General features: G+C 40.3%; 21 protein-coding genes. 17 read left to right on the top strand and 4 right to left on the bottom strand.

Going from position 1 to position 20,420, the window contains the following annotated elements; all coding sequences use genetic code 11:
• Positions 1-46 precede the first annotated feature (46 nt).
• The 4 genes from DP73_RS15960 to DP73_RS15975 all read left to right on the top strand — a co-directional run bounded on the left by DP73_RS15960 (position 47) and on the right by DP73_RS15975 (position 2,631).
• Positions 47-307 (top strand): stage V sporulation protein S, encoded by a 261-nt coding sequence (locus DP73_RS15960; RefSeq protein WP_014903560.1) that lies wholly within the window; start codon positions 47-49, stop codon positions 305-307.
• A gap of 141 nt (positions 308-448) precedes the next feature.
• Positions 449-1,399: a dipeptidase gene (locus tag DP73_RS15965; protein ID WP_034600771.1), complete on the top strand. Its 951-nt coding sequence runs from the start codon at positions 449-451 to the stop codon at positions 1,397-1,399.
• 39 nt (positions 1,400-1,438) lie between these two features.
• Entirely contained in the window at positions 1,439-2,287 is an 849-nt protein-coding gene (locus DP73_RS15970; protein WP_034600772.1) for a PHP domain-containing protein, read from the top strand.
• Between the two features lie 77 nt (positions 2,288-2,364).
• Positions 2,365-2,631, top strand: coding sequence for a hypothetical protein (locus tag DP73_RS15975; protein ID WP_034600774.1), 267 nt, complete (start codon positions 2,365-2,367; stop codon positions 2,629-2,631).
• Between the two features lie 46 nt (positions 2,632-2,677).
• On the opposite strand, the gene DP73_RS15980 is transcribed toward DP73_RS15975, so the two are convergent.
• Positions 2,678-3,178 (bottom strand): HD domain-containing protein, encoded by a 501-nt coding sequence (locus DP73_RS15980; RefSeq protein ID WP_034600775.1) that lies wholly within the window; start codon positions 3,176-3,178, stop codon positions 2,678-2,680.
• A 149-nt stretch (positions 3,179-3,327) separates the two neighbouring features.
• On the opposite strand from DP73_RS15980, the gene guaB reads away from it, so the two are divergent.
• The 6 genes from guaB to DP73_RS16010 all read left to right on the top strand — a co-directional run bounded on the left by guaB (position 3,328) and on the right by DP73_RS16010 (position 9,634).
• Positions 3,328-4,779, top strand: a complete 1,452-nt coding sequence (gene guaB / locus DP73_RS15985) for an IMP dehydrogenase (protein ID WP_034600777.1) — start codon at positions 3,328-3,330, stop codon at positions 4,777-4,779.
• Between the two features lie 186 nt (positions 4,780-4,965).
• Positions 4,966-5,301 (top strand): hypothetical protein, encoded by a 336-nt coding sequence (locus DP73_RS15990; protein WP_034600779.1) that lies wholly within the window; start codon positions 4,966-4,968, stop codon positions 5,299-5,301.
• 6 nt (positions 5,302-5,307) lie between these two features.
• Positions 5,308-6,465: a glycerate kinase gene (locus tag DP73_RS15995; protein WP_034600780.1), complete on the top strand. Its 1,158-nt coding sequence runs from the start codon at positions 5,308-5,310 to the stop codon at positions 6,463-6,465.
• A gap of 98 nt (positions 6,466-6,563) precedes the next feature.
• Positions 6,564-7,142: a TetR/AcrR family transcriptional regulator gene (locus DP73_RS16000; RefSeq protein ID WP_034600783.1), complete on the top strand. Its 579-nt coding sequence runs from the start codon at positions 6,564-6,566 to the stop codon at positions 7,140-7,142.
• Between the two features lie 76 nt (positions 7,143-7,218).
• Entirely contained in the window at positions 7,219-8,295 is a 1,077-nt protein-coding gene (locus DP73_RS16005; protein WP_034600785.1) for a P1 family peptidase, read from the top strand.
• A 91-nt stretch (positions 8,296-8,386) separates the two neighbouring features.
• Positions 8,387-9,634 carry a hypothetical protein gene (locus DP73_RS16010; RefSeq protein ID WP_052090747.1) on the top strand — a complete coding sequence of 416 codons (1,248 nt, stop codon included), beginning with the start codon at positions 8,387-8,389 and terminating at the stop codon, positions 9,632-9,634.
• Here DP73_RS16010 and DP73_RS16015 read toward each other — a convergent pair.
• A complete protein-coding gene (locus DP73_RS16015) occupies positions 9,612-11,024 on the bottom strand; it encodes an ATP-binding protein (protein ID WP_034600788.1) in 1,413 nt (470 codons plus the stop codon). The genes DP73_RS16010 and DP73_RS16015 overlap by 23 nt on opposite strands.
• 295 nt (positions 11,025-11,319) lie before the next feature.
• Here DP73_RS16015 and DP73_RS16020 point away from each other — a divergent pair, with 295 nt between their 5' ends.
• Both DP73_RS16020 and DP73_RS16025 read left to right on the top strand, forming a co-directional pair.
• Positions 11,320-11,772, top strand: coding sequence for an N-acetyltransferase (locus tag DP73_RS16020; protein WP_034600790.1), 453 nt, complete (start codon positions 11,320-11,322; stop codon positions 11,770-11,772).
• A 138-nt stretch (positions 11,773-11,910) separates the two neighbouring features.
• The gene (locus tag DP73_RS16025) at positions 11,911-13,497 is read left to right on the top strand and encodes a prenyltransferase/squalene oxidase repeat-containing protein (protein WP_034600791.1); all 1,587 of its coding nucleotides are present in this window, start codon (positions 11,911-11,913) and stop codon (positions 13,495-13,497) included.
• A gap of 138 nt (positions 13,498-13,635) precedes the next feature.
• On the opposite strand, the gene DP73_RS23555 is transcribed toward DP73_RS16025, so the two are convergent.
• Both DP73_RS23555 and DP73_RS16030 read right to left on the bottom strand, forming a co-directional pair.
• Entirely contained in the window at positions 13,636-13,797 is a 162-nt protein-coding gene (locus DP73_RS23555) for a hypothetical protein (RefSeq protein ID WP_014903546.1), read from the bottom strand.
• A gap of 148 nt (positions 13,798-13,945) precedes the next feature.
• Positions 13,946-14,725, bottom strand: coding sequence for a hypothetical protein (locus DP73_RS16030; RefSeq protein ID WP_034600792.1), 780 nt, complete (start codon positions 14,723-14,725; stop codon positions 13,946-13,948).
• A 487-nt stretch (positions 14,726-15,212) separates the two neighbouring features.
• Here DP73_RS16030 and DP73_RS16035 point away from each other — a divergent pair, with 487 nt between their 5' ends.
• From DP73_RS16035 to rd, 5 genes are all read left to right on the top strand, one after another.
• Positions 15,213-15,785, top strand: a complete 573-nt coding sequence (locus tag DP73_RS16035; protein ID WP_034600793.1) for a lactate utilization protein — start codon at positions 15,213-15,215, stop codon at positions 15,783-15,785.
• Complete coding sequence (gene ldhH, locus DP73_RS16040) at positions 15,785-17,953, top strand: L-lactate dehydrogenase (quinone) large subunit LdhH (RefSeq protein WP_034600794.1); 2,169 nt, start codon at positions 15,785-15,787, stop codon at positions 17,951-17,953. The genes DP73_RS16035 and ldhH overlap by 1 nt, the downstream gene beginning before the upstream one ends.
• 698 nt (positions 17,954-18,651) lie before the next feature.
• Positions 18,652-19,347 carry an HAD hydrolase-like protein gene (locus DP73_RS16045; RefSeq protein WP_034600795.1) on the top strand — a complete coding sequence of 232 codons (696 nt, stop codon included), beginning with the start codon at positions 18,652-18,654 and terminating at the stop codon, positions 19,345-19,347.
• Between the two features lie 302 nt (positions 19,348-19,649).
• On the top strand, positions 19,650-19,955 hold the full coding sequence (locus DP73_RS16050; protein WP_242865783.1) for a hypothetical protein: 306 nt from the start codon (positions 19,650-19,652) through the stop codon (positions 19,953-19,955).
• 94 nt (positions 19,956-20,049) lie between these two features.
• On the top strand, positions 20,050-20,211 hold the full coding sequence (gene rd, locus DP73_RS16055) for a rubredoxin (protein ID WP_034600797.1): 162 nt from the start codon (positions 20,050-20,052) through the stop codon (positions 20,209-20,211).
• Positions 20,212-20,420 lie beyond the last annotated feature (209 nt).

The raw sequence follows: 20,420 nt of genomic DNA on the forward strand, positions 1-20,420 counted from the left end.
AGTTGTGGTAATACTTGTAAATGAATTCGAGCAGGAGGATGTGTCTATGGAAGTTTTAAAAGTCTCAGCAAAATCAAGCCCGAATGCGGTTGCAGGAGCACTTGCAGGAGTACTTCGTGAAAAGGGCGGCGCTGAGCTACAGGCTATTGGTGCCGGTGCTCTTAACCAGGCTGTAAAAGCCGTAGCAATTGCACGTGGTTTTGTGGCTCCGAGCGGAGTCGATCTTATATGTATTCCAGCCTTTACAGACGTTTTAATTGAAGGAGAAGAGCGGACAGCAATTAAATTAATTGTACAGTCTCGTTAAGAAGTTTGGAATACAGAAGGAAGCGATTAAACACCTGTTTGCCTAGGTCTAGAGCAAACAGGTGTTTATTATACTAGTCAGAAAGCATAATGATTCCGTTTGTAAAAAAGAACGTTCCGATTATCGAGGGAGGCGGATTGCATGAAATATTATATAATTGACGGTCATTGTGATAGCTTAAGCTATTATGTCAATGGTGAAAGAACATTGCAAGATCCCCTAGATGGAGGGCATTGGGATATCCGGCGGGCCAGGGCAACAGGCATAACTCTGCAATTTTTGGCTGCGTATATTGAGGCAGAGTATAAACCTATGATGGCCACACATCGGGGCTTGCAGTTAATTGAAGGTGCTCATCGACTCATTGAAAGTCATAGGGAACAACTATTTCTTATACAGAGCAAGAACGATCTTAATAATATTCCTGACCCTAAACGAACAGGGATTTTGTTAAGTGTGGAGGGGGGAGAGATATTAGGACAAAATCTCTTTATGCTTGACATAATCTATCGTTTGGGAGTGAGAGCCTTAGGACTAACCTGGAACCAACGCAATGAGTTGGGAGATGGGGTTGGAGAATTGAATACTAGGAGCAGATTAACGAGTTTAGGAGAAAAAGTCGTCTTACGTATGAATGAATTAGGGATGCTGATAGATGTTTCGCACCTTAACGAAGAGGGATTTTGGCATGTTACTGAATTGTCTAAGGATCCTATCGTTGCAACACATTCGTGTTCTAAGGCATTGTGTAATCACCCGCGTAATTTAACGGATCAGCAATTACTGGCTTTGGCCAAGCATAATGGGGTAGTGGGGGTGAATTTCAATCCAGGCTTTCTAAACGAAAATGGGGCGGCAACGAGAGCAGATGTTGTCCGTCATATTTGTCATATTGCAGAGGTGGCAGGGGTGGATGCAGTTGGATTAGGGTCGGATTTTGATGGAATTCCTGAAGTGCCAAAGGGGTTAGAACATGTTGGAGAGTATTGTGATTTACTTGATGATTTAATAAAAGTTGGCTTTTCGACAAAAGATGTTGAAAAGATTAGTTATCGTAACTTTAAAAGAGTACTCCTAGAAGTTTTAAAGTAAGCAATAACAACTTTGCTGCCGGCAAGAAAGGGGTAAGAAATGTCTTCAAGAAATGCGTTATATGAAGTTGATTTGCACTGTCACACCACTGCCTCGGATGGTTTATTGACCCCCCGAGAACTTGTTCGCATGGCGGCAGAGATAGGCTTGAAAGGCATTGGAATTACTGACCATGATACAATCCAAGGCTGGGCTGAGGCTGAAGAAGCCGGAGTCCAATATAAAATAGAAGTACTTCAGGGAGTAGAGCTTAATACAGATTGGAACGGGCAAGAAGTACATATCCTTGGATATGCACTCGACAATACATCAGCTAAGTTGAATGAGCAGCTTAAAAGTCTTCGTGAAGCTCGTGAACTCCGAATGCAAGATATTTTGAAGTGTTTGGCCACACTCGATATAGAGCTTCATGATGAGGAAGTTCGGAAGCTATCACAAGGGGATTCCATTGGTCGCCCTCATATAGCCCAGGCTCTTGTAGAACGAGGTATTGTGCGAGATACTCGTGAAGCCTTTGAGAGGTATCTAGGCAGGGGTGCACCAGCTTACGTTCCACGCTATAAAATAAGTACCGAAGAAGGAATTCGATTAGTTCGAGAAGCTCAGGGTGTGGCGGTTCTTGCTCATCCCGGGATGCAGGGACTTGACGACGAGATTCCTGTATGGGCCAAAATGGGTCTTCAGGGACTAGAGGTTAGACATTCTGAGCATAGTGAAGAGGATGTCAGAAGATACGCAGCAATTGCCCAACAGTATGAGTTAATTATGACAGGGGGTTCGGATTTCCATGGAGAAATACGTAAGCCCGGAGTTGAGCTAGGAGAATGGGGAGTTCCTCTTACTGTTCTCCGACAAATTCAGAGATTATCTATTCTTAACAAAAAATAGATTCCGCAGTAACGGGTTTAAAATGCATTTTTCCGGCATAGACTATTAATACAGATAATGCCGGGGGGGCGTAATGATTGAATTCAAACGAAGAAATAAAGCTATTAAAGGCCCGTGTCGGAGAATTAGAGCAGCGTGTCGAACATTTACGAGTCAGTCGCAGAGTGCTTATGAACTTGTTAGAGAAGGTAGAAAGAGAAAAGGTAGCTTTAGTGCGCAACCTGGAAAAGGAAAATGTGCGCTTACAGCGAGATAACAAAAGGTTTGCAAAATGGATTTTTATCAAGAACAGGGAAATTGTAGAACTTCAAGATAAAATGGAATCATCCGCTAAAAAAGCATGAACCACCCTCCGGTGGTTCATGCTTTTTTAGTAAAGTATTTAAAGCGTTAGTGTGAGTTATCCGCTTGCTGCAATATTCGCCCTAAATCAGTATTTGGAGAATGGTGCTCACGAATTAAGTGACAGACAATGGAATTCATTCCGCTTTTTCTGGCTAAGTATTCACTCCACAGAGAGTGTCGGGTATATATTTTTAAGGGGAATGAAAAAAATGAAGGCCCCTTTTCCAAGATAGACCATAGAGGCTTAGGTGCTTTATGCATAAGAACAATATAAACCCTTTGCCAGAGACGGATTGAGACAACTGACTTTCCACAATCATGAAGGAGAGCAGCAGAGATCAGATTTTGATAATCCAAATAAGAAAGAGGATAGCCAGCTTTAAAAATACTTTTGGCGACATCAATGGCATGACGTTGCTCTGCTTTGGACTGGCGCAAAAAAAGTTCCGAAGCAGCTAATGATAAATGATTAGTTGCCCATTCAATATCGGATGGTTTAATACGGGGCATAATAGTTCGAATGAATTGTTGAATACGGTAAAACATGCTTTACCTCCTTCATACATCATAATAACAATGATAATGATATACAAGCAAGAGGGGTACAATAACTGAAATGAAAATAATTATTTTGTTATGCTTTTTTAGTCTATTTCTGATATACTAATTAGAAAACTATTCGAAGGGAGCTAATTATGTCCAATCGTATAATCAATGAAACGGCACTAACGTTTGATGATGTTCTCATTGTTCCGGCTAAATCTGAGGTATTACCAAGAGATGTCGATGTAAGTACGTACTTAACAAAAAAGATTAAGCTTAACATCCCCCTTATGAGTGCTGGCATGGACACTGTTACAGATTCTCGGATGGCAATATCCATCGCTCGAGAAGGCGGAATAGGGATTATTCATAAAAATATGAGCATAAAGCAGCAGGCCTTAGAGGTTGATAAGGTTAAACGTTCCGAACATGGTGTTATTACTGACCCGATCTATTTAAATCCAACTGATACAATTATGCAAGCTTTAAAACTTATGGAGCGTTACAAAATTTCAGGGGTGCCCATTACCGTGGCCGGCAAGTTGGTTGGAATCCTGACAAATAGAGATTTGCGTTTTGAGAAAAACTATGAACGGCTAATTTCAGAAGTCATGACAAAAACTAATTTAGTGACAGCTCCTGTTGGAACTACCCTCGAGCACGCTCAAGAAATTTTAGGCCAGCATAAGATCGAAAAGTTGCCGATCGTAGACCCGGAAGGAATGCTTAAAGGGCTTATTACCATTAAAGATATTGAGAAAGCTCGTCAATATCCTAACTCTGCAAGAGATGAAAGTGGTCGTTTATTAGTGGGAGCTGCAGTAGGGGTTACTGCAGATACATTACAACGTGCTGAAGCATTGGTTAATGCTCGTGTCGATGTTATCGTCTTAGACACCGCCCATGGACATTCCAAAGGGGTAATAGAAATGGTAAGTGTATTAAAAGAGCGTTTTCCTGAGACCCAAATCATCGCAGGTAATGTGGCAACCGCTGAGGCCACTCGTGATTTGATCGAAGCAGGGGCTGACGGGATTAAAGTCGGAATAGGCCCAGGGTCAATTTGTACCACACGTGTTGTAGCGGGAATTGGCGTTCCGCAAATTACGGCTGTCATGGACTGTTCGGAAGAAGCTGAAAAATATGGAATACCGGTTATCGCCGATGGAGGGATCAAATTCTCAGGAGATATTGTAAAGGCCTTGGCATCCGGTGCACGAATCGTAATGATTGGAAGTCTCTTTGCTGGGACGGAAGAAAGCCCTGGAGATTTAGAAATATACCAAGGGCGAAGCTTTAAAGTATACAGAGGGATGGGTTCAATAGGTGCCATGAAAGAAGGCAGCAGAGATCGCTATTTCCAAGAAAAGGATCAGAAACTTGTTCCAGAAGGTATAGAAGGACGAGTTCCCTATAAAGGGCCTGTTTCTGAAACGATCTATCAAATGATTGGTGGATTGCGTGCTGGTATGGGATATTGTGGAACTCCTAATATTGATGCCCTGAGAACTAAGACTCATTTCATTCGCATTACCGCTGCGGGACTTAGAGAAAGCCATCCTCACGATGTGACGATAACTAAGGAAGCACCAAATTATAGCTAGAAAACCTCTAACCTTAGTTTTAACTCGTGTTTAGTGGGGTTTTTCGGGAGCTCCACCCATATCCTTTTTCATGAATTATATAACTACGAACTATATTAGCCGATAATCACCGGGAAGAAGGGGGAGAGTGTTACTCTCTCCCTAATAGTTAGTGGAGGAAAAGTTGTTGTAATATAGGGGGTTCTCATGAATTTAGCATTTTGGCGTTATATGCTTATCCTAAGCTTACTGTTTATTTTTTGGGGTGATTTTTTTGACTCGGGTGGGACGCTTAATCAATTAGCCTTTAATTTTGCACTTTTTTATCCAATTGGGTTTTTGGTAGGTTATCGCAGGAAGTCTGAAAATTTAGTTTCTGCATATATTGCGGCTTTTTTGTTTAATCTATTATCCTATCTAATTGCTTATCTTGTAGAGTTTCCAATTGAAAGTTGGTTAATCGTTGTAGCTGACTTTACAAGTCTTGTTGTTTATCTTAACATTGGAATCTATGTTGGACGACGTGCTCAATCTAAGGAGTGAATCATTATGAAAATCGTTATTGCTCCAGATTCATTTAAAGGCTGTCTAAACGCCTTAGAGGTTGCAAAAGCAATGCGCATGGGGGTTCAAAGAGTTTACCCGGAAAGCAATATTGAAATGATCCCTATGGCGGATGGCGGGGAAGGAACGGTTGATGCAATCCTTAGCTCAGTTAAAGGAGTTAAGATTGAGGTTAGTGTTACAGACCCCCTTGGACGACCAATACAGGCCTCCTACGGTCTTATTGATAATGGTCAAACAGCTATTATCGAGATGGCAGCTGCATCAGGGTTGACCCTCTTAACTTATAAAGAGAAAAACCCCAGAATAACTTCGACTTATGGAACAGGCTTGCTCATAAGGGATGCTCTTGAGCGCGGTGTAAATAAAATTCTTCTCGGGATTGGTGGAAGTGCAACTAATGACGGAGGAGCAGGTATGGCTGTTGCTTTAGGCGTGAAATTGCATGATTCAGAGGGCAGGGCTTTACCATTGGGAGGAGAAGCGCTTTTAGATTTAGCTTCAATTGATATGTCAGAAATTAATCCGCGCTTGTCCGAAGTTAAAATTGAAGTTGCTTGCGATGTTCAAAATACTCTCTGTGGTTCTGAAGGCGCAAGTGCTGTTTACGGGCCACAGAAAGGTGCCAGTCCAGATGATGTAAGAATACTAGATGCCGCTTTGAAAAATCTTGGAGAGCATATAAGTTTAGTAAAAGGAACTAATTTATTGGAATTAAGCGGCGGGGGGGCGGCAGGAGGACTTGGGGCAGGTGCTGTAGGATTTTTAGGTGCTCAGTTGAGAGCGGGGTCGCAAATTATCTTAGAAGTGTCAAATGCAGAGGAAAAGATTAAAGACGCAGACTTGGTTCTCACTGGTGAAGGAAGAACAGACTTTCAGACAGCTTATGGGAAAGTCCCTGTTGGAGTTGCTGCTTTAGCAAAAAAGTACAGTGTACCGGTATTGGTAATATCCGGGTCTGTTGAGGGGTCTCCTGATGCTTTTTTTGCTCAAGGAATTCAAACTTGTTTTAGTGTTTCCGAAGGGCCCGGAACCTTAGATCAAGCTTTTGCTAAGGTGAAATCCCAATTGGAGCGTACTGTCTGGAGGGTTATGACGGTTTGGAAACTTGGAAGGGACAGTGTTAATAAAAAAAGTATTTAACTAATAAAATCTCCCTGGAAAAAGAAGGTAAATAATGGAAGGTGTAGAATGATATATAAGTCAACTATATCTACATTGGTATGCTAGGGGGGGGATTGATGAGTGAATTATCTCGTAGAGAAAGAAAAAAGAATGAAACCCGAGAAAAGATATTCTCTAATGCTATGCAGTTATTTCGTTCGCAGGGTTTTTCCGCTACCTCAGTTGAACAGATTACCCAGAAAGCTGATGTAGGCAAAGGAACCTTCTACAATTATTTTCCTACAAAGGAAGCAGTTGTTAAAGAATTTTCCAAGCGATCCTGGCAGAATCTTTCAAACAGAGGGCGTCAGCCTAGTTTGGGTACACGACAACGTTTAAGTGCCCTCTTACAGGACTGGGCTGAATTTATGATTAAGGATCGTGAAATTGCCTGGGTAACTATTCGGAGTCGTGAAGGTGCGGATTACGATATGAGCTTACATTATGGTTTACTGGCAATTCTCACGGTTGGACAACAAAATGGTGAGATCAATAGTGAATATGATCCCTCTTTTTTGGCGGAGAGCATTGAAGGAATGATGGTCCAGCACTTTATCCGTTGGCATGTTTCAGGGAGCGGAGATCTCCGTGAAGAACTGAACCACGCCTTGGCTGTCTTTTTTAATGGTCTCTCAGAAAAGAAGTGGGAAGCCTGAGGGATCTAAATAATTATTTATGTTATTACTCATATCCCTTCGTTGTACACATAACTTTCAACGGAGGGGTTTTTTAATGCGTGCAAGAAATACACCCAGAGATTTAGGGCTTTGGATGGGTCTGATGCCAGCAGGAGAGAATAATGATATAACTGATGTACCAGGAGTTCGAGTAGGGCATCTGTCATTAATTGAAGGGTCTGGCCCCCTGATTAAGGGAAAGGGACCTGTAAGGACGGGGGTAACAGCGATTTTGCCACGACCGGGGAATCTCTATCGCCAACCATGTAAGGCTGGGATAGAGGTGATAAATGGATATGGCAAATCTCTTGGAGTTCCCTTCATTCAAGAAACGGGCATTCTAAATTCACCGGTTTTATTAACGAATACCCTTAGTGTAAATGATGTAGCAAATGGAGTGATTACCTATCTCCTACAACAGAACCCTGAAATAGGGAACGATGCCAGAACTCCAAACGTTGTTGTAATGGAATGTGATGATTCGTATTTGAATGACATTAGAGGACGTCATGTAAAGTCATGGGATGCGATATTAGCATTGCAGCGTGCTTCAAAGGGGCCTATTGAGCAGGGAAGTGTGGGGGCTGGAGTTGGAATGTCTTGTTTTCAATTAAAAGGAGGTATAGGGAGCTCTTCACGATTAGTTCAAGGTCAAAACCGTCGTAGTTATGTTGTGGGAATTATTGCGTTAGCAAACTTTGGTCTATTAGAGGATTTTATCTTAATGGGAGTTCCGGTTGGAAAATTATTATCCCTAAAGGAATTAGGCTATATCCCCGGGTCTTTAATTCTCGTAGGAATAACGAATGCCCCCTTGTCCCGTTGGCAATTGAAGCAATTGGCAGGCAGAGCAAGTTTAGGAATGGCTCGGACTGGCTCAATCTCTATGCAAGGCAGTGGTGACTTTTGTTTAATGATTAGTAATAATACTCATGATGAGCAATACTTGTCAGACTGGGCTTTAGATGATTTTTTTAGGGCAGTGGTTGAAGCAAGTGCCGAGAGTATTTGGAATTCTATGTTTTCGGCTAAGACTATGGAAGGAAGAGATGGGCGTATTCGTTTAGCCCTTCCAATTCAAGAAACACTAAAGATATTACGTAGTTGGCAAGGGGGTTTGGCAGAAAGTTAATGTGATAGGAATGTTATGCAGATTATTTGTCATGATCTTCGTACTTAGCGCGTAAACATCCTTATGGAGTAAAGCTAAGGGAGGGTCATTGTTGAGTATTACCTGGAATTCAATCTGGGAAACTCATCCTGACGTTTTTATCGTTAAGGAATGGAAGGAATACCCAGAAGATAAAAAAAGAGCAAGTCGTCTTCCTCTTCAGTATGCTTATTTTATGGGTGGTGAGACGACTTTACGTGTAGGAATTATAGCAAGTGCAACAATAAATAGGGAAGATGAATTTCTTCTCGCAGGATTATTATGGGGACATCGACTCAGCAATGGCACAAAGACGGTGATTTACTATGTAGCCCCGGACTTTTCAACGTCCTTCTTAACAGGTCTGTCAAAAGTTGGAGGGATTATTGATGCAAGAGCAGTGTATTGGCGTGAAAAGTTAATGCCTAGCTTATATCCTATCCCTGAGAAGCAACTATTTAGTCGTGTAAGATATCCAATGGGCGAAGACCGACCAAATTGGAAGCGTTGGGGAGAAAGTCTGAATCCAGTGGCTAGGCAACAATTGGTAACGGTGAATAACTTTTTTAGTCAACTAGCTGATAGAAGAGTTCGTATTGTGGTTAAAAATCAAACTATTAATATCTATTGGGGAAACTATGAAATTGCTGAAGTTCGAAAAAAAGGAAAGAAATTTGAGCTTAATAGTAAAGTAAAATGGCTTAAATCATCTGAACAAATGCAAAAATGGCAAAAACAAGGGTGGGTCGATGCTTCAGCTTCTCTTAACCCTGAGTTTTCTGCGACAATTTTAGAAATTCTAGATTACCTTGAATCTTTGCAGAAGGCATGTCAACTTCGCCCCCATGATCATCTTGCTTTGATGCTGCATAATGGGGAAGGTGCATTAAAAATGCTGTGGGGGAGTCCATGGGCCTGGCCATGGCTTCCCAAAGACCGTAGTGAAACCGCCGTACTAGAATTAGAAGAGTGGTTTTATTTTCAGGGAAATGGCCAGCTAAGTGTTGTGTGTCCAATATTTGACAAGTCTTTATTAAAAGCTGCCCGCAGTATTTTGTTGGCTTCCGTGCTGGAAAGGAGCCTGTTATTAGTGAGCGCCAAAGACGAGCTGGGAAATCTTTTAGTATGGGATGGCAGAGTACACTGGCTTACGACACCGGGTAAAGAAGAGGAACTTCGGCGTAGTTACTCTTGGTTAAGTGATGTAAGCAGGTTCCCTATATGGACATTGCCAGAAGACTGGCAAGAAAATGGAATCGATGCTCTGAATTGTCAAAGTAATCACTTTAGTCAGTCACTTATGCAGAAAGGGTATCTGTAAAATCTTCTAACCGGGGAAGATTTATTGTTACAACTGTACCGGTTGTGGTAGATGAATCAGAAAAATGAAGCTTACCGTGATGGGTTAGAATAATTTGTTGAGCAATAGTTAACCCCAGTCCAGTGCCTTCTTCATGCGTAGTAAAGAAAGGATCAAGAATTTTGTGGCGAAGGTTCTCAGGAATACCCGGGCCATTATCAGTGACGCTTATGCAGACCCAGGACTCATCTTGGGTTAATTGTATGCTGACTTTTCCCCCTAGGGGAGAAGCTTCAACGCCGTTGTTAACGATGGACATTAATGCCTGGTGAAGCTGTTCTCTGTCACCCATTACATAGACTGACTGCGGGGGAAATTCTACATCCAGAGACACTCCATATTTTGAAATATATGGTACAGTAGCTTCGGATAAGGAATAAATGCATTCTACCAGGTTGAGCTTATCAAAGTGAGGTGCAGAAGGATTGGTAATTAAGATGAACTTATTAAGCAGTTGGTTAATTGTTTCGATTTCATCAAGTATTAGTACTTGATATGGGCGAAATAGCTCAGGCCATTGCTCAGGAGTAATTAATTGCATAAAGCCTTTAATTGTCGTCAAGGGATTGCGGATTTCGTGGGCTAAGCCGGCTGAAACTTGACTAACTATGGAAAGCTTCTCAACTTGTATCTCATTTTCTAAACGATTTATTGATTCGCTGATATCGAATAGGGTCACAAGGGTTCCTGAAGGTATGTTATGGTCTAGCAAAGGTCGGGTTCGAAATTTTAAATGCTTGGTAAGACCTTGTTGTGTCCAGTTAAAGTCACCATTTTCAGGTATATTAGTCGGTTGGGCATTTGGTAAGATACCTAGAACATTATAAATGGATTTCCCGACTAAGCTGGATGGGGGGAGAGATAAAAGTATTGAGGATTGAGCATTTAAGTCTAGAATAGTACCTAGATTATCCAGGATAATGACTGCTTCGTGAGTATAATCTGCTGTTTGAATTAGAGGAGGATTTTGTCGCAACAGCACTCGAATCGTTTTAAGATGGTGTTCATGCAGACGAAGTTTTTGTTTTTCTGTATGATCAAAAAGAAACATCATGACAAGCAGAAAAAAAACATGTGCCAGCATTAATGGGCCAGAAGGAAGTACTGGATTTAGATATGAACCCAGTATAAGCAGGGTCGACGCTATTATCCAAACTTTTCCCCATGAGGTAAACCAAGGCTCGAACCAGACAACTAGGATTGTGAATGTGATAAATTCTAAAGTAATACGCACTAATTCAGAGAGGGGCAAGTAATAACATAAAACAACGCAGACTAGAAAAAAAACTGAGAATAGGTTAAAAACCCATTGTCGATGGAAAGACTGAAATCGAAATTTAAGGGGAACCACAATGAAAGTCTCCTTCCAAAAACTACTAAAAGCAACACACTGACATAGTTTACCATATAACGAGGTAAAAAAATGTAAGAAAAAGGAGAAATGATTTTTTTAGGGAGAATTACAAATCCGCCTCACAGGCGTGCTTAAAAAAGTTAGCTGGAAAAAAATAGAACAAAATCCGACAGATAATCCTTTGCTTTAAATACTGATAGAAAATATTAATTGTAAATTAACAAATATAGGTGTGCAAGAAAATTAGATATGGTGTATAATTATGCAAAAATCATAAAAGGAGATCATCAAGATGAAATTGCGTAAGGCACGAATAGCGGATGTTGAAGCTATGATGTCATTGATTAATAGTAATGCAGAACAAGGGCTCATGCTTCCCCGATCAAGAAATATGTTGTATGAGAACATCCGTGAATTCCTGCTAGCTGAAGTAGATGGAAATTTAGTTGGAGTTGCTTCATTGCACATACTTTGGAGTGATTTAGCAGAGATAAGAGCGTTAGCGGTGGCCAGTGACTACAAGCGAAGAGGAATTGGAACTCGAATTGTCAAAACTCTTGAAGATGAAGCTAGAGAACTTGGTTGTGCTAAAGTTTTTGCCTTGACATATCAACCAGAATTTTTTAAGTTTTGTGGATATAAAGAGGTGAGTAAGGATCAAATGCCTCAAAAGGTATGGACCGAATGCATTAACTGTATAAAATTCCCTAACTGTGATGAAATTGCTGTTAGTAAGATTTTATAATTTTCATTAAGTACAGTTGTCACAGGTACCATTCAAAATGCCGAACTATCAGTTCGGCATTTTGAATGGAACGGAATTTCTCTTCTTTTCATAGTTAATACTATGGCATTTGCTAAATATGAAGACGGAGAGAGTTCTATGGATTTAAGATATGAAGTCCAAGAGAGTCTTGACCTTGCTAGAGAATATGTATCTGAAGGTGTGAATCAGATACTGTCAGGAAAACTCGATGAGTTGCACGGTGTCTCTCCAAGCCAAGGGGCTACAGCTTTGGCGGCACTGGCACTTCTCGCGATAGGAAGAGGATTTGAAAATGCACAACTGCGTGGGATACAGTGGTTAAAGCAGCAAAATCAAGGCGGGTGGGGGAAATTTCCCGGCGATGAACCGGATGAAGAGATTACCCAGATAGTTAGGATGGTTCTGCAGGGAAGTGAAGGTGGATGGAAAGCCAAGATTAAACTTCTCTCACAAGCCAAGAGATTTTCTCACGTAATTTTATCCCTAGGGGAAAGAGTTATTCCGGGATTGGAGGGGCCTACGTCTGAGGAAATAATGCTTCCTACCATTCTTGAGGATAATGTATTAACAAAACTACCCCTTTATGGAAGATCTGTAGTGATAGCTGCCTCGCTGCTGGCCTCAAACTCTCAAGATGGAATTCTAAAGGGTATCCAATACCTGATAAATAGTCAAATGTCGGACGGTTCTTGGGCCGAAGATATAATTGCGACCAGTATGTCAATTTTGGCTTTAGAGAGTAAGGGAATGTATATAGAACAAACTCAAAAAGCTGGACGCTGGTTGGTAAAGAAACAATATCCAAGTGGAGGATGGGCTGCTTTTGACCAACTAAAAGTATGGTCAATCGGATGGGCCATAAGTGTCTTTGGAGAAGTAACTCAGAACTTTTCAGAAATCCCTTGGCTTGAGGAAGCTGTCAGCTGGTTGCAAAAAGCGCAAAATACAGATGGCAGTTATGGCAGTACTCCACCATACACTCACCCAGATTTAGATGATACGGCAGTTGCTTTGATTGGTTTACATCAAGTAGTTGGAGAAAGAAATAAGCTTGGAGTAACTCTACTTGAGAGTTTACAAAACACTGACGGTAGTTGGAGTACATTTCCTAGTTTCCAAGGTATACCTCCTAATGTTTGCTCGGAATTCCCAGTGTATATTTCCAGTGTTGACGTAAGTATTCATGTGTTAGAAGCCTTATGGCGAAGTTCACGAGCACAAGAGGAGAAAATCTGGAAGGGGCTTAATTGGGTATTAGCACAGCAGGACGATCAAGGAGCTTTTCCTGCATCTTGGTTTGAGGGCTCAATATATAGCACCGCGCAAGCTATGGAATTGTTAAGTAAGTGGAAGTTCAGTTGGGAAGGATGGAATACTGCACGTCACATTATAGGAGCCAGGAAAAAGGGGCTGGAGTATTTAGTGGAATCACAGAAGTTAGATGGGGGTTGGGGCTCAGTTGTGGAAACAGGTTTGACAATCGCAGGGCTATGGCGTTTTTCAAGAAATATTCCCCTGAGAGTTCTGGAAAGTGGAATTAAAAATCTCCTCTCGGAACAGAACAGTAAGGGCTCTTTTACACCGTCTTATCGAGGCATCTATGCAAAGGGATGGAATTATGAAGAACCTATAACTACAGCTTTGACAGCTATACGTGCCCTGCAGCGTTATCAACGGTTATATAAGGCATCCTATTTCAGATAACTTCTATTCATCATCAAATTTTACGAATGTCTCTATCCCAAATAAAATAATTAAGAGCCTTCTGTAAAGGCTCTTAATTATTTAGTGGAGATTTTTGCTCTTTATAAAGGAAAATCCTTGTATTATTATAACTGCCTACTAATGTTTCTTAAGAATTGTATGTAGAAAGTTCCACTGGAAGTCAAGATAGGCATTCTTCATCTCGTTTTCACTCAAGCCTTTGGAGAGGAGATAATCACGAGAGGATGCTTCAAAATCACGGATGAATCCCAGAATTTCACTAGCATGAGTTGACAGCATTTTTCACCCTCCATTTCAGTACTTGCGGTTAGTCTTGTCCAATATTGGAACAACCTATAAGTATTATCCTTATTATAGAGAATTTTATCCGAGAAAGCTGTTGGAATAGGGAATATGTATTAAAAACAAAAGGGAAAAGAAAGGAGAACTATTTAGTATTTTTGTGGTTTTTTGTGGAATCTAAATGAACTGATGGACAATGACGCCAAAGTGAAACATCAAAGACCCGGCAATTACCAGAACGGTAGTGTTTTTTAGCTAACTGAAAGTCCTTAAGAATAACATAACAATCAGCAAGACTATGGTGAATATTTGCTAGATAGCTGACTGTTAATATTTTTTGAGTAATCCAATTGTTACTGCTCTTAGGAAACTTGTTTTGTTTTTCAAAGTGTATACTACGCTCAAACATTTTTACTGCTTCCGGAATCTTGCCAATTTGAAATAGTACACGGCCTTGAGTTGCCAGTAAAAGAGGGTCAACTAACGCCTGTGGATTATCCCGCAATATATACAGTGCACGCATAGGCTTGCCTTCTTTAAGAAGAATATCCCCAAGGGTCATGCATAACAAGGGGTCTTGACTAGATAAAAATTTTTCAAGAATTGAAATGGCTGGAGTTGGTTCATGAAAGTAATAATATAGTTGGCTGGCAAAACGAGCGATTGATAAGGGACTGCTGTCTTGGGAAATGGTGTGTGCCATTCGTTGAGCAGATAACCTTTTTCCGGGGGGGGTAAAATTTTTCTTCATTACCATACCTGTGTAGGAAAGGCCAAAACCCACTGCCAAGCTATATAGCCCGCTTTTAAGATCAACGTAAACAATGATAGTTAAAGCTATAATTATGGAAATCGTAGCCAAATATAGGAAAAAATAAAGCTTTTGTACATAGAGAATTTCTGGATCGTATTGAATACTACGCATTCTATCCCCTCAATTATAACTACGAGTCAGGGTAGATAAATAGAACTACTTTACACATATTGATGTGTTTCGGAGTAAAAATTCTGATGAAGTAGAAAGACACCCTTGAGTTAACAAAGGTGTCCAAGCTTATCATTATGCTGAGGTGGTAAAGGTTGACAAATTTTCGAGGATTTCCGCGTCCGGAAATCCTCTTTTGCGCAAAATCCAGGAGATTTAACTACTAGACTTTACTAATTAAACCATAACGCAAATAATGTCGAAAATCAATATGTAAATTATAGGAAGTCTGTAGTTCAGCTGGAATATTTGATAGTTGTTTGTATCAGGATTTACATATTACGATTACTAATCATAATATTTTAAATTTTTAGTTCCTAAGTTATTGTAATTGTCATTAAAATGTCTTAAAATTAAATCCTAAGGTGGCATGATGGTCTGACCACTTGTTAGTTAAGAAGATTCATCAATTAGGAGGAAGGTTTACATGCATAAAGATCAACAAGACGATCTATATAACAAGTTCAAGACAAAGATAGAATTAGTGTCCGGTGAGTGTTATCGTGTTAACACTGCATTAGAAGCCAGTGAGCTTGTCTGCAATGTTTTAATTGAAAAAGGAATAAAAGATGTGGCACTCTTAAATTCGCCAATTTCTCAAAAAGGAGATTTTGTAAATACATTTGAGAAAAAAGGGATAATAGTGTACACCGATAATTTTCGCCAGGTAACACCTGACGCTCAAGCTGGTATAACTCAAGTAAATTATGGGATTGCGGAGCTTGGCTCTTTAGTACAGGCCGATGCTGATGTAAACCAGCGTCTATGTTCGACCCTCGTTCCGATTCACATTGCACTTATTTCAACCGACAAATTAATCCCAACTCTAAAGGATACGATGGCCACAATTCACAGCTTGCCAGAAATACCCGGTTTTGTAGGGTTTATAACAGGACCTAGCAGGACTTCAGATATTGAGCGAGTTTTAACAATCGGAGTTCACGGTCCCAAGCAGCTTGTTGTTGTCTTTGTAGATGAGGAAGTTGGAGGTGTGGCATAATGGCTGACAAACAATTTAAAAAGAAAATTTCAGATGCACTAGATAATAATGTTTTACGAGGAGCCTTGGGGCGTTTTGGAGATGCCTACGTGATTTCTCGTGAAAAAGCTTATGAAGGTTACGATTTTAAAGAAATCAGCGATAATATTGCAGAAGTAAAATCCTATGCTGCCAGTCATTTGGATGAAATGATTGATCAATTTGAAAAGCAAGCTACTGCTCGAGGCGCAAAAGTATATCGTGCCTCAACTGGTGAGGAGGCAAAACAATATATTCTCGAGTTAGCAAAAAAGAAAGAAGTAAAACGGGTTGTTAAGTCCAAATCAATGGTTTCAGAAGAGATTTTACTGAATAAAACCTTAATGTCGGCAGGAATGGAAGTACAGGAATCCGACTTAGGAGAATGGATTGTACAACTTGCCGGACAACATCCCTCCCACATGGTTATGCCAGCAATCCATATGACGAAAGAAGAGGTTGCTGACGTTTTCTCCGGACATTTACACAAGCTAAATCAGCCTGTTATAGCTGAACTTGTTAAAACAGCCAGAGAAGAACTGCGAAAATCGTTCCTAGAGGCAGACATGGGTATTTCTGGTGCTAACATGGCAATTGCAGAGACAGGAACACTAATTATGCTTACCAATGAAGGTAATGGTCGTTTAACTTCAACCTTGCCGCCTACTCATGTTTTCTTAGTGGGCATAGAAAAACTCGTACCAAACTTTGAAGATGCTACACACATTCTCCAAGCACTGCCAAGAAGTGCGACAGGTCAACAAATTACCAGTTATGTAAGTATGGTAACAGGCCCGACACCAGCTTATTATCCAGACGGAACAGTTCAAGATAAGGAATTCCATATCGTCTTAATGGATAATGGTCGACGCAAGATGTATGAGGATGAAAAGTTTAAAAAGACTTTTCAATGCATTCGCTGCGCATCCTGCCTTAATGTTTGCCCAGCATTCCAACTTGTGGGTGGGCATGTCTATGGACATATTTATACTGGGGGCATCGGAACCATATTAACTAACTTTGTAAATTCAGAAAAAGATGCTCAAAATCCTCAAAATCTTTGTCTCCAATGCGGCAAGTGTTCAGAGGTTTGTCCAGGACAATTAGACATACCTCAAATGATCCTGGAATTACGCAATCGTATGGGAGAAAAGACCGGTCTTCCATTCACCCAAAAATTCGCCCTTGATGTAGTGTCTAATCGGCGTTTATTCCATTCAATGCTGCGCATGGCCTCAATTGCTCAAAAGCCATTTACTAAGGGACAGCCTGTAATCCGACATTTACCGATGTTTCTTTCCGGTCTCACGGAGAAGAAGAGTTTACCTGCTGTCGCCAAGGTTCCTTTTCGAGATGTATTTAAAACGATTAAGCAGGATATTAAAAATCGAAAAGGGAAGATTGCACTTTATGCAGGATGCCTAATTGATTTTGTCTACCCTAGAATTGGTGAAGGGGTAATTAAGGCGCTCAATGAAAAGGGTTATGAAGTAGTCTTCCCTGATGGACAATCTTGTTGTGGAGCCCCAGCGACCTATATGGGTGACCGGGGGAATGCACGTAAGTGTGCGATTATGAATATTGAAGCTTTAGAGGCTGAAAAGGTCGATTATGTTGTCTCTGCTTGCCCGACTTGTACACATGCTCTTAAGGAGAGCTTCAAAGAGTTACTGCATGATGACCCGGCTTTAGCTTCTCGTGCAGAAGAATTAAGCAAAAAAGCAAAAGATTTCTCCAAATTGTTATTTGACTTGGGAGGCTTAACACCGGGCGGAGATGGGATTCCGCTAAAGGTAACCTATCATGATTCCTGTCACTTGAAAAGGTCAATGGGAGTTTATACTGAACCACGCAAGATTTTAACCGATACTTCAGGAGTTCAACTTATTGAGATGAAGGAATCTGATCGTTGCTGTGGTTTTGCGGGATCCTACTCGATTAAATTTCCGGAGTTATCTGGTCCTATCTTAGACCGAAAACTAAATAACATTGAAGAATCAGGTGCGGATGTTGTGGTTGTAGACTGTCCGGGTTGTTTGATGCAGATCTCAGGGGGGCTTGATAAACGAAATCCTGGATTAAAAGCAATCCACACTGCAGAGCTTCTTTTAGATAAACGAAAAAATGTGAAGAAAAATAGAGTTAAGTAGCTGGTTCTACATTATTAGTGATAAATATTTATTTTTCTGCCAAGGATTTTCTAGCGGGCAGCAAGAAGTAAGTGAGTGTAAAGCAAACAACCTTTTGTCTTAAAAAGTAGGCAATGTGTTGCCACGAAAGCGAGCGAAATCGTGATAGGGAAAAGGATGTTGGCTAGAGAAGAAAGGCCAGAGAGGAAAACCATTACCAATGACGTTTTTTGCTATAGAACTTATAAGGGTCGGACTTGAAATGTTGATAAAGCTTAATTTGTAAGAATGAATCGATGCTTGTCAAACTTTTATAAGAATCTATACAATGCGTTTTTATGATATGAATGGTTGTATCCGATACTGAAGCCTTATAACTTAATTTGGCCCTTCTGACGTGCCTGCAGCATACAAAGGAAGGGTGCCTTAGGGATTGCACCTCTGAAAACAGAGTGGGTCGTTGCAAGAACTGAGATTGAAAGAACCCCAAGAAATGATTTTTGGGGTCTTTTTTTATCGTCAACTAAATTTCCGCCTAAAAACCCGGTGTAGAAATAATTAATTTTTATAAAGTTATAGATAGAATCAAAATAAGGTGGGAATAATATTAGTTAACTTTAAACATCTCAGATGTCTAGAAGGAATTTCAAATAAAAAGGGAGAATACTATCTTAAGAGCACAGACAAGTGTTTAAGACCTCAATAGGAGGATTATAATTGTGATCCAAGCTATTCTCTTTGACATAGAGGGAACATTAACTAATCTTGATATGGTAAAGTTTATGCAGAATTATCTGGGTATATTAGCACCGCGTTTTTCACATATAATTTCTCCCGATAAGTTTACCAAACAATTAATAAAATCTATGGAGAACGTTCAAAAGGAACGAAATCATGAACAAACGGTAATGCAGGCTTTTTTCGAAGACTTCTCAAAATCTACCGGCCAATCTGTTCAAACTTTAAAACAAATTTTTGATAGGTTTTATACAACTGATTTCCCCGCTTTACGTTGTCTAGTACAGCCAAATGCTCATGGGGCTAAAGTTGTAGCTAAGTCAATTCAAGAAGGGTTTTTAACTGCTATAGTTTCCGATCCCTTAATGCCGCTAGTGGCCATTCAAGAACAGATTCGTTGGACGGATCTTAATCCCGAGCAATTTAAGGTGATTGCGTCCTTAGATAACTTCCACTATACTAAACCACAGCTAGAGTTTTTTAATGAAATTGCTGAAAAGCTTGGTGTTAGATCAGAAAGTTGTTTGTTAGTAAGTACGCATAGCAAAGATCTTATCTGTCAAGAACTAGGTATGCAGGTCTTTTTAATTGAAAAGGCCTTAGAGTCTAAGAATCAAGATCATCAGGCAGGTCAATTAGAGGATCTTTATCGACTTATTAGTAATGGTCTGTTATAAAAAATCTTAGCCTTGCTTTTAATCAATTATGAGGCTCCATCTACTTAAGAGTTGGGGTTCATATTCTACTTCGGTAAATAACCTTCTCGGTGAAGTCACGATGTTCTGCTTTAATTTAACGAGTTACTGCGAAGATACAGAAAGGAAGGATTAGGGTGGGAATCCTTTGCCATTACGTCGTCGATAGTATTATAGATAGTCCAACTCCGCCTTTTCCTTCTGTACGCATGGCGCAGTTGTTTTACGAATTTCTAAGGCGATATAATGAGTGGAAGTATATAAGACGCCAGGAAACGATTGGAATGTTTGTTGTTTTAACCCTGGGCTTTTTAGCTCTAACTATGCCGTGGTTGCTTCCAAAAGTTGGCATTGTTATAAGTATTGCAATGTTTATTCTATTTTATTTTGCTGCGAGACACTATATCAAGCTAAATGAGCAAGTATGTCATTTATATGTTAATGTTCATATTTTGCATCATCATTTAACCGGTAAATTAGAAGTAGGTTTTTGTGACCATCGGGGGACTTGTCAATGTGCTGAGAATTTTAGGGTTTATGTTTTGAAGAAATATAATATCTCTTTTGATGATGGATTTCCATTAAGGTAAATGAAGGGAGTGATGCGAAAACTGGCAAAAAAGCGAGAATAATGTTAGAATAGATAATATATCATCCTTAAAACTAGAAATGGAGGAAAATTATATGAAAAAATATGTTTGTTCAGCCTGCGGTTATGTCTATGACCCAGAAGTTGGGGATCCAGATTCCGGTATTGCACCTGGTACAGCTTTTGAGGATATTCCTGAAGATTGGGTATGTCCGCTATGTGGGGTAGGTAAAGATATGTTTGAGGTTTCAGAGTAACACTTGACATATGAGTTATTTTTGAAATACCTCCGATAGGGTTACGGTGGATAAAACGAAGAACGGGAAAAGCTCTCAGCTTTTCCCGTTCTTCGTTTTATAGTATAGTTTTTTTAGAGTTCCATTATTGCAGCTTCATCCCGGTCTAGCTTCTCCATGCATACCTTCAACCGGGTACGCAGGGCAGAGTCACTTTCAGCAACTCCCAT

It is taken from the genome of Desulfosporosinus sp. HMP52 (assembly GCF_000765145.1).
Classification (GTDB): domain Bacteria; phylum Bacillota; class Desulfitobacteriia; order Desulfitobacteriales; family Desulfitobacteriaceae; genus Desulfosporosinus.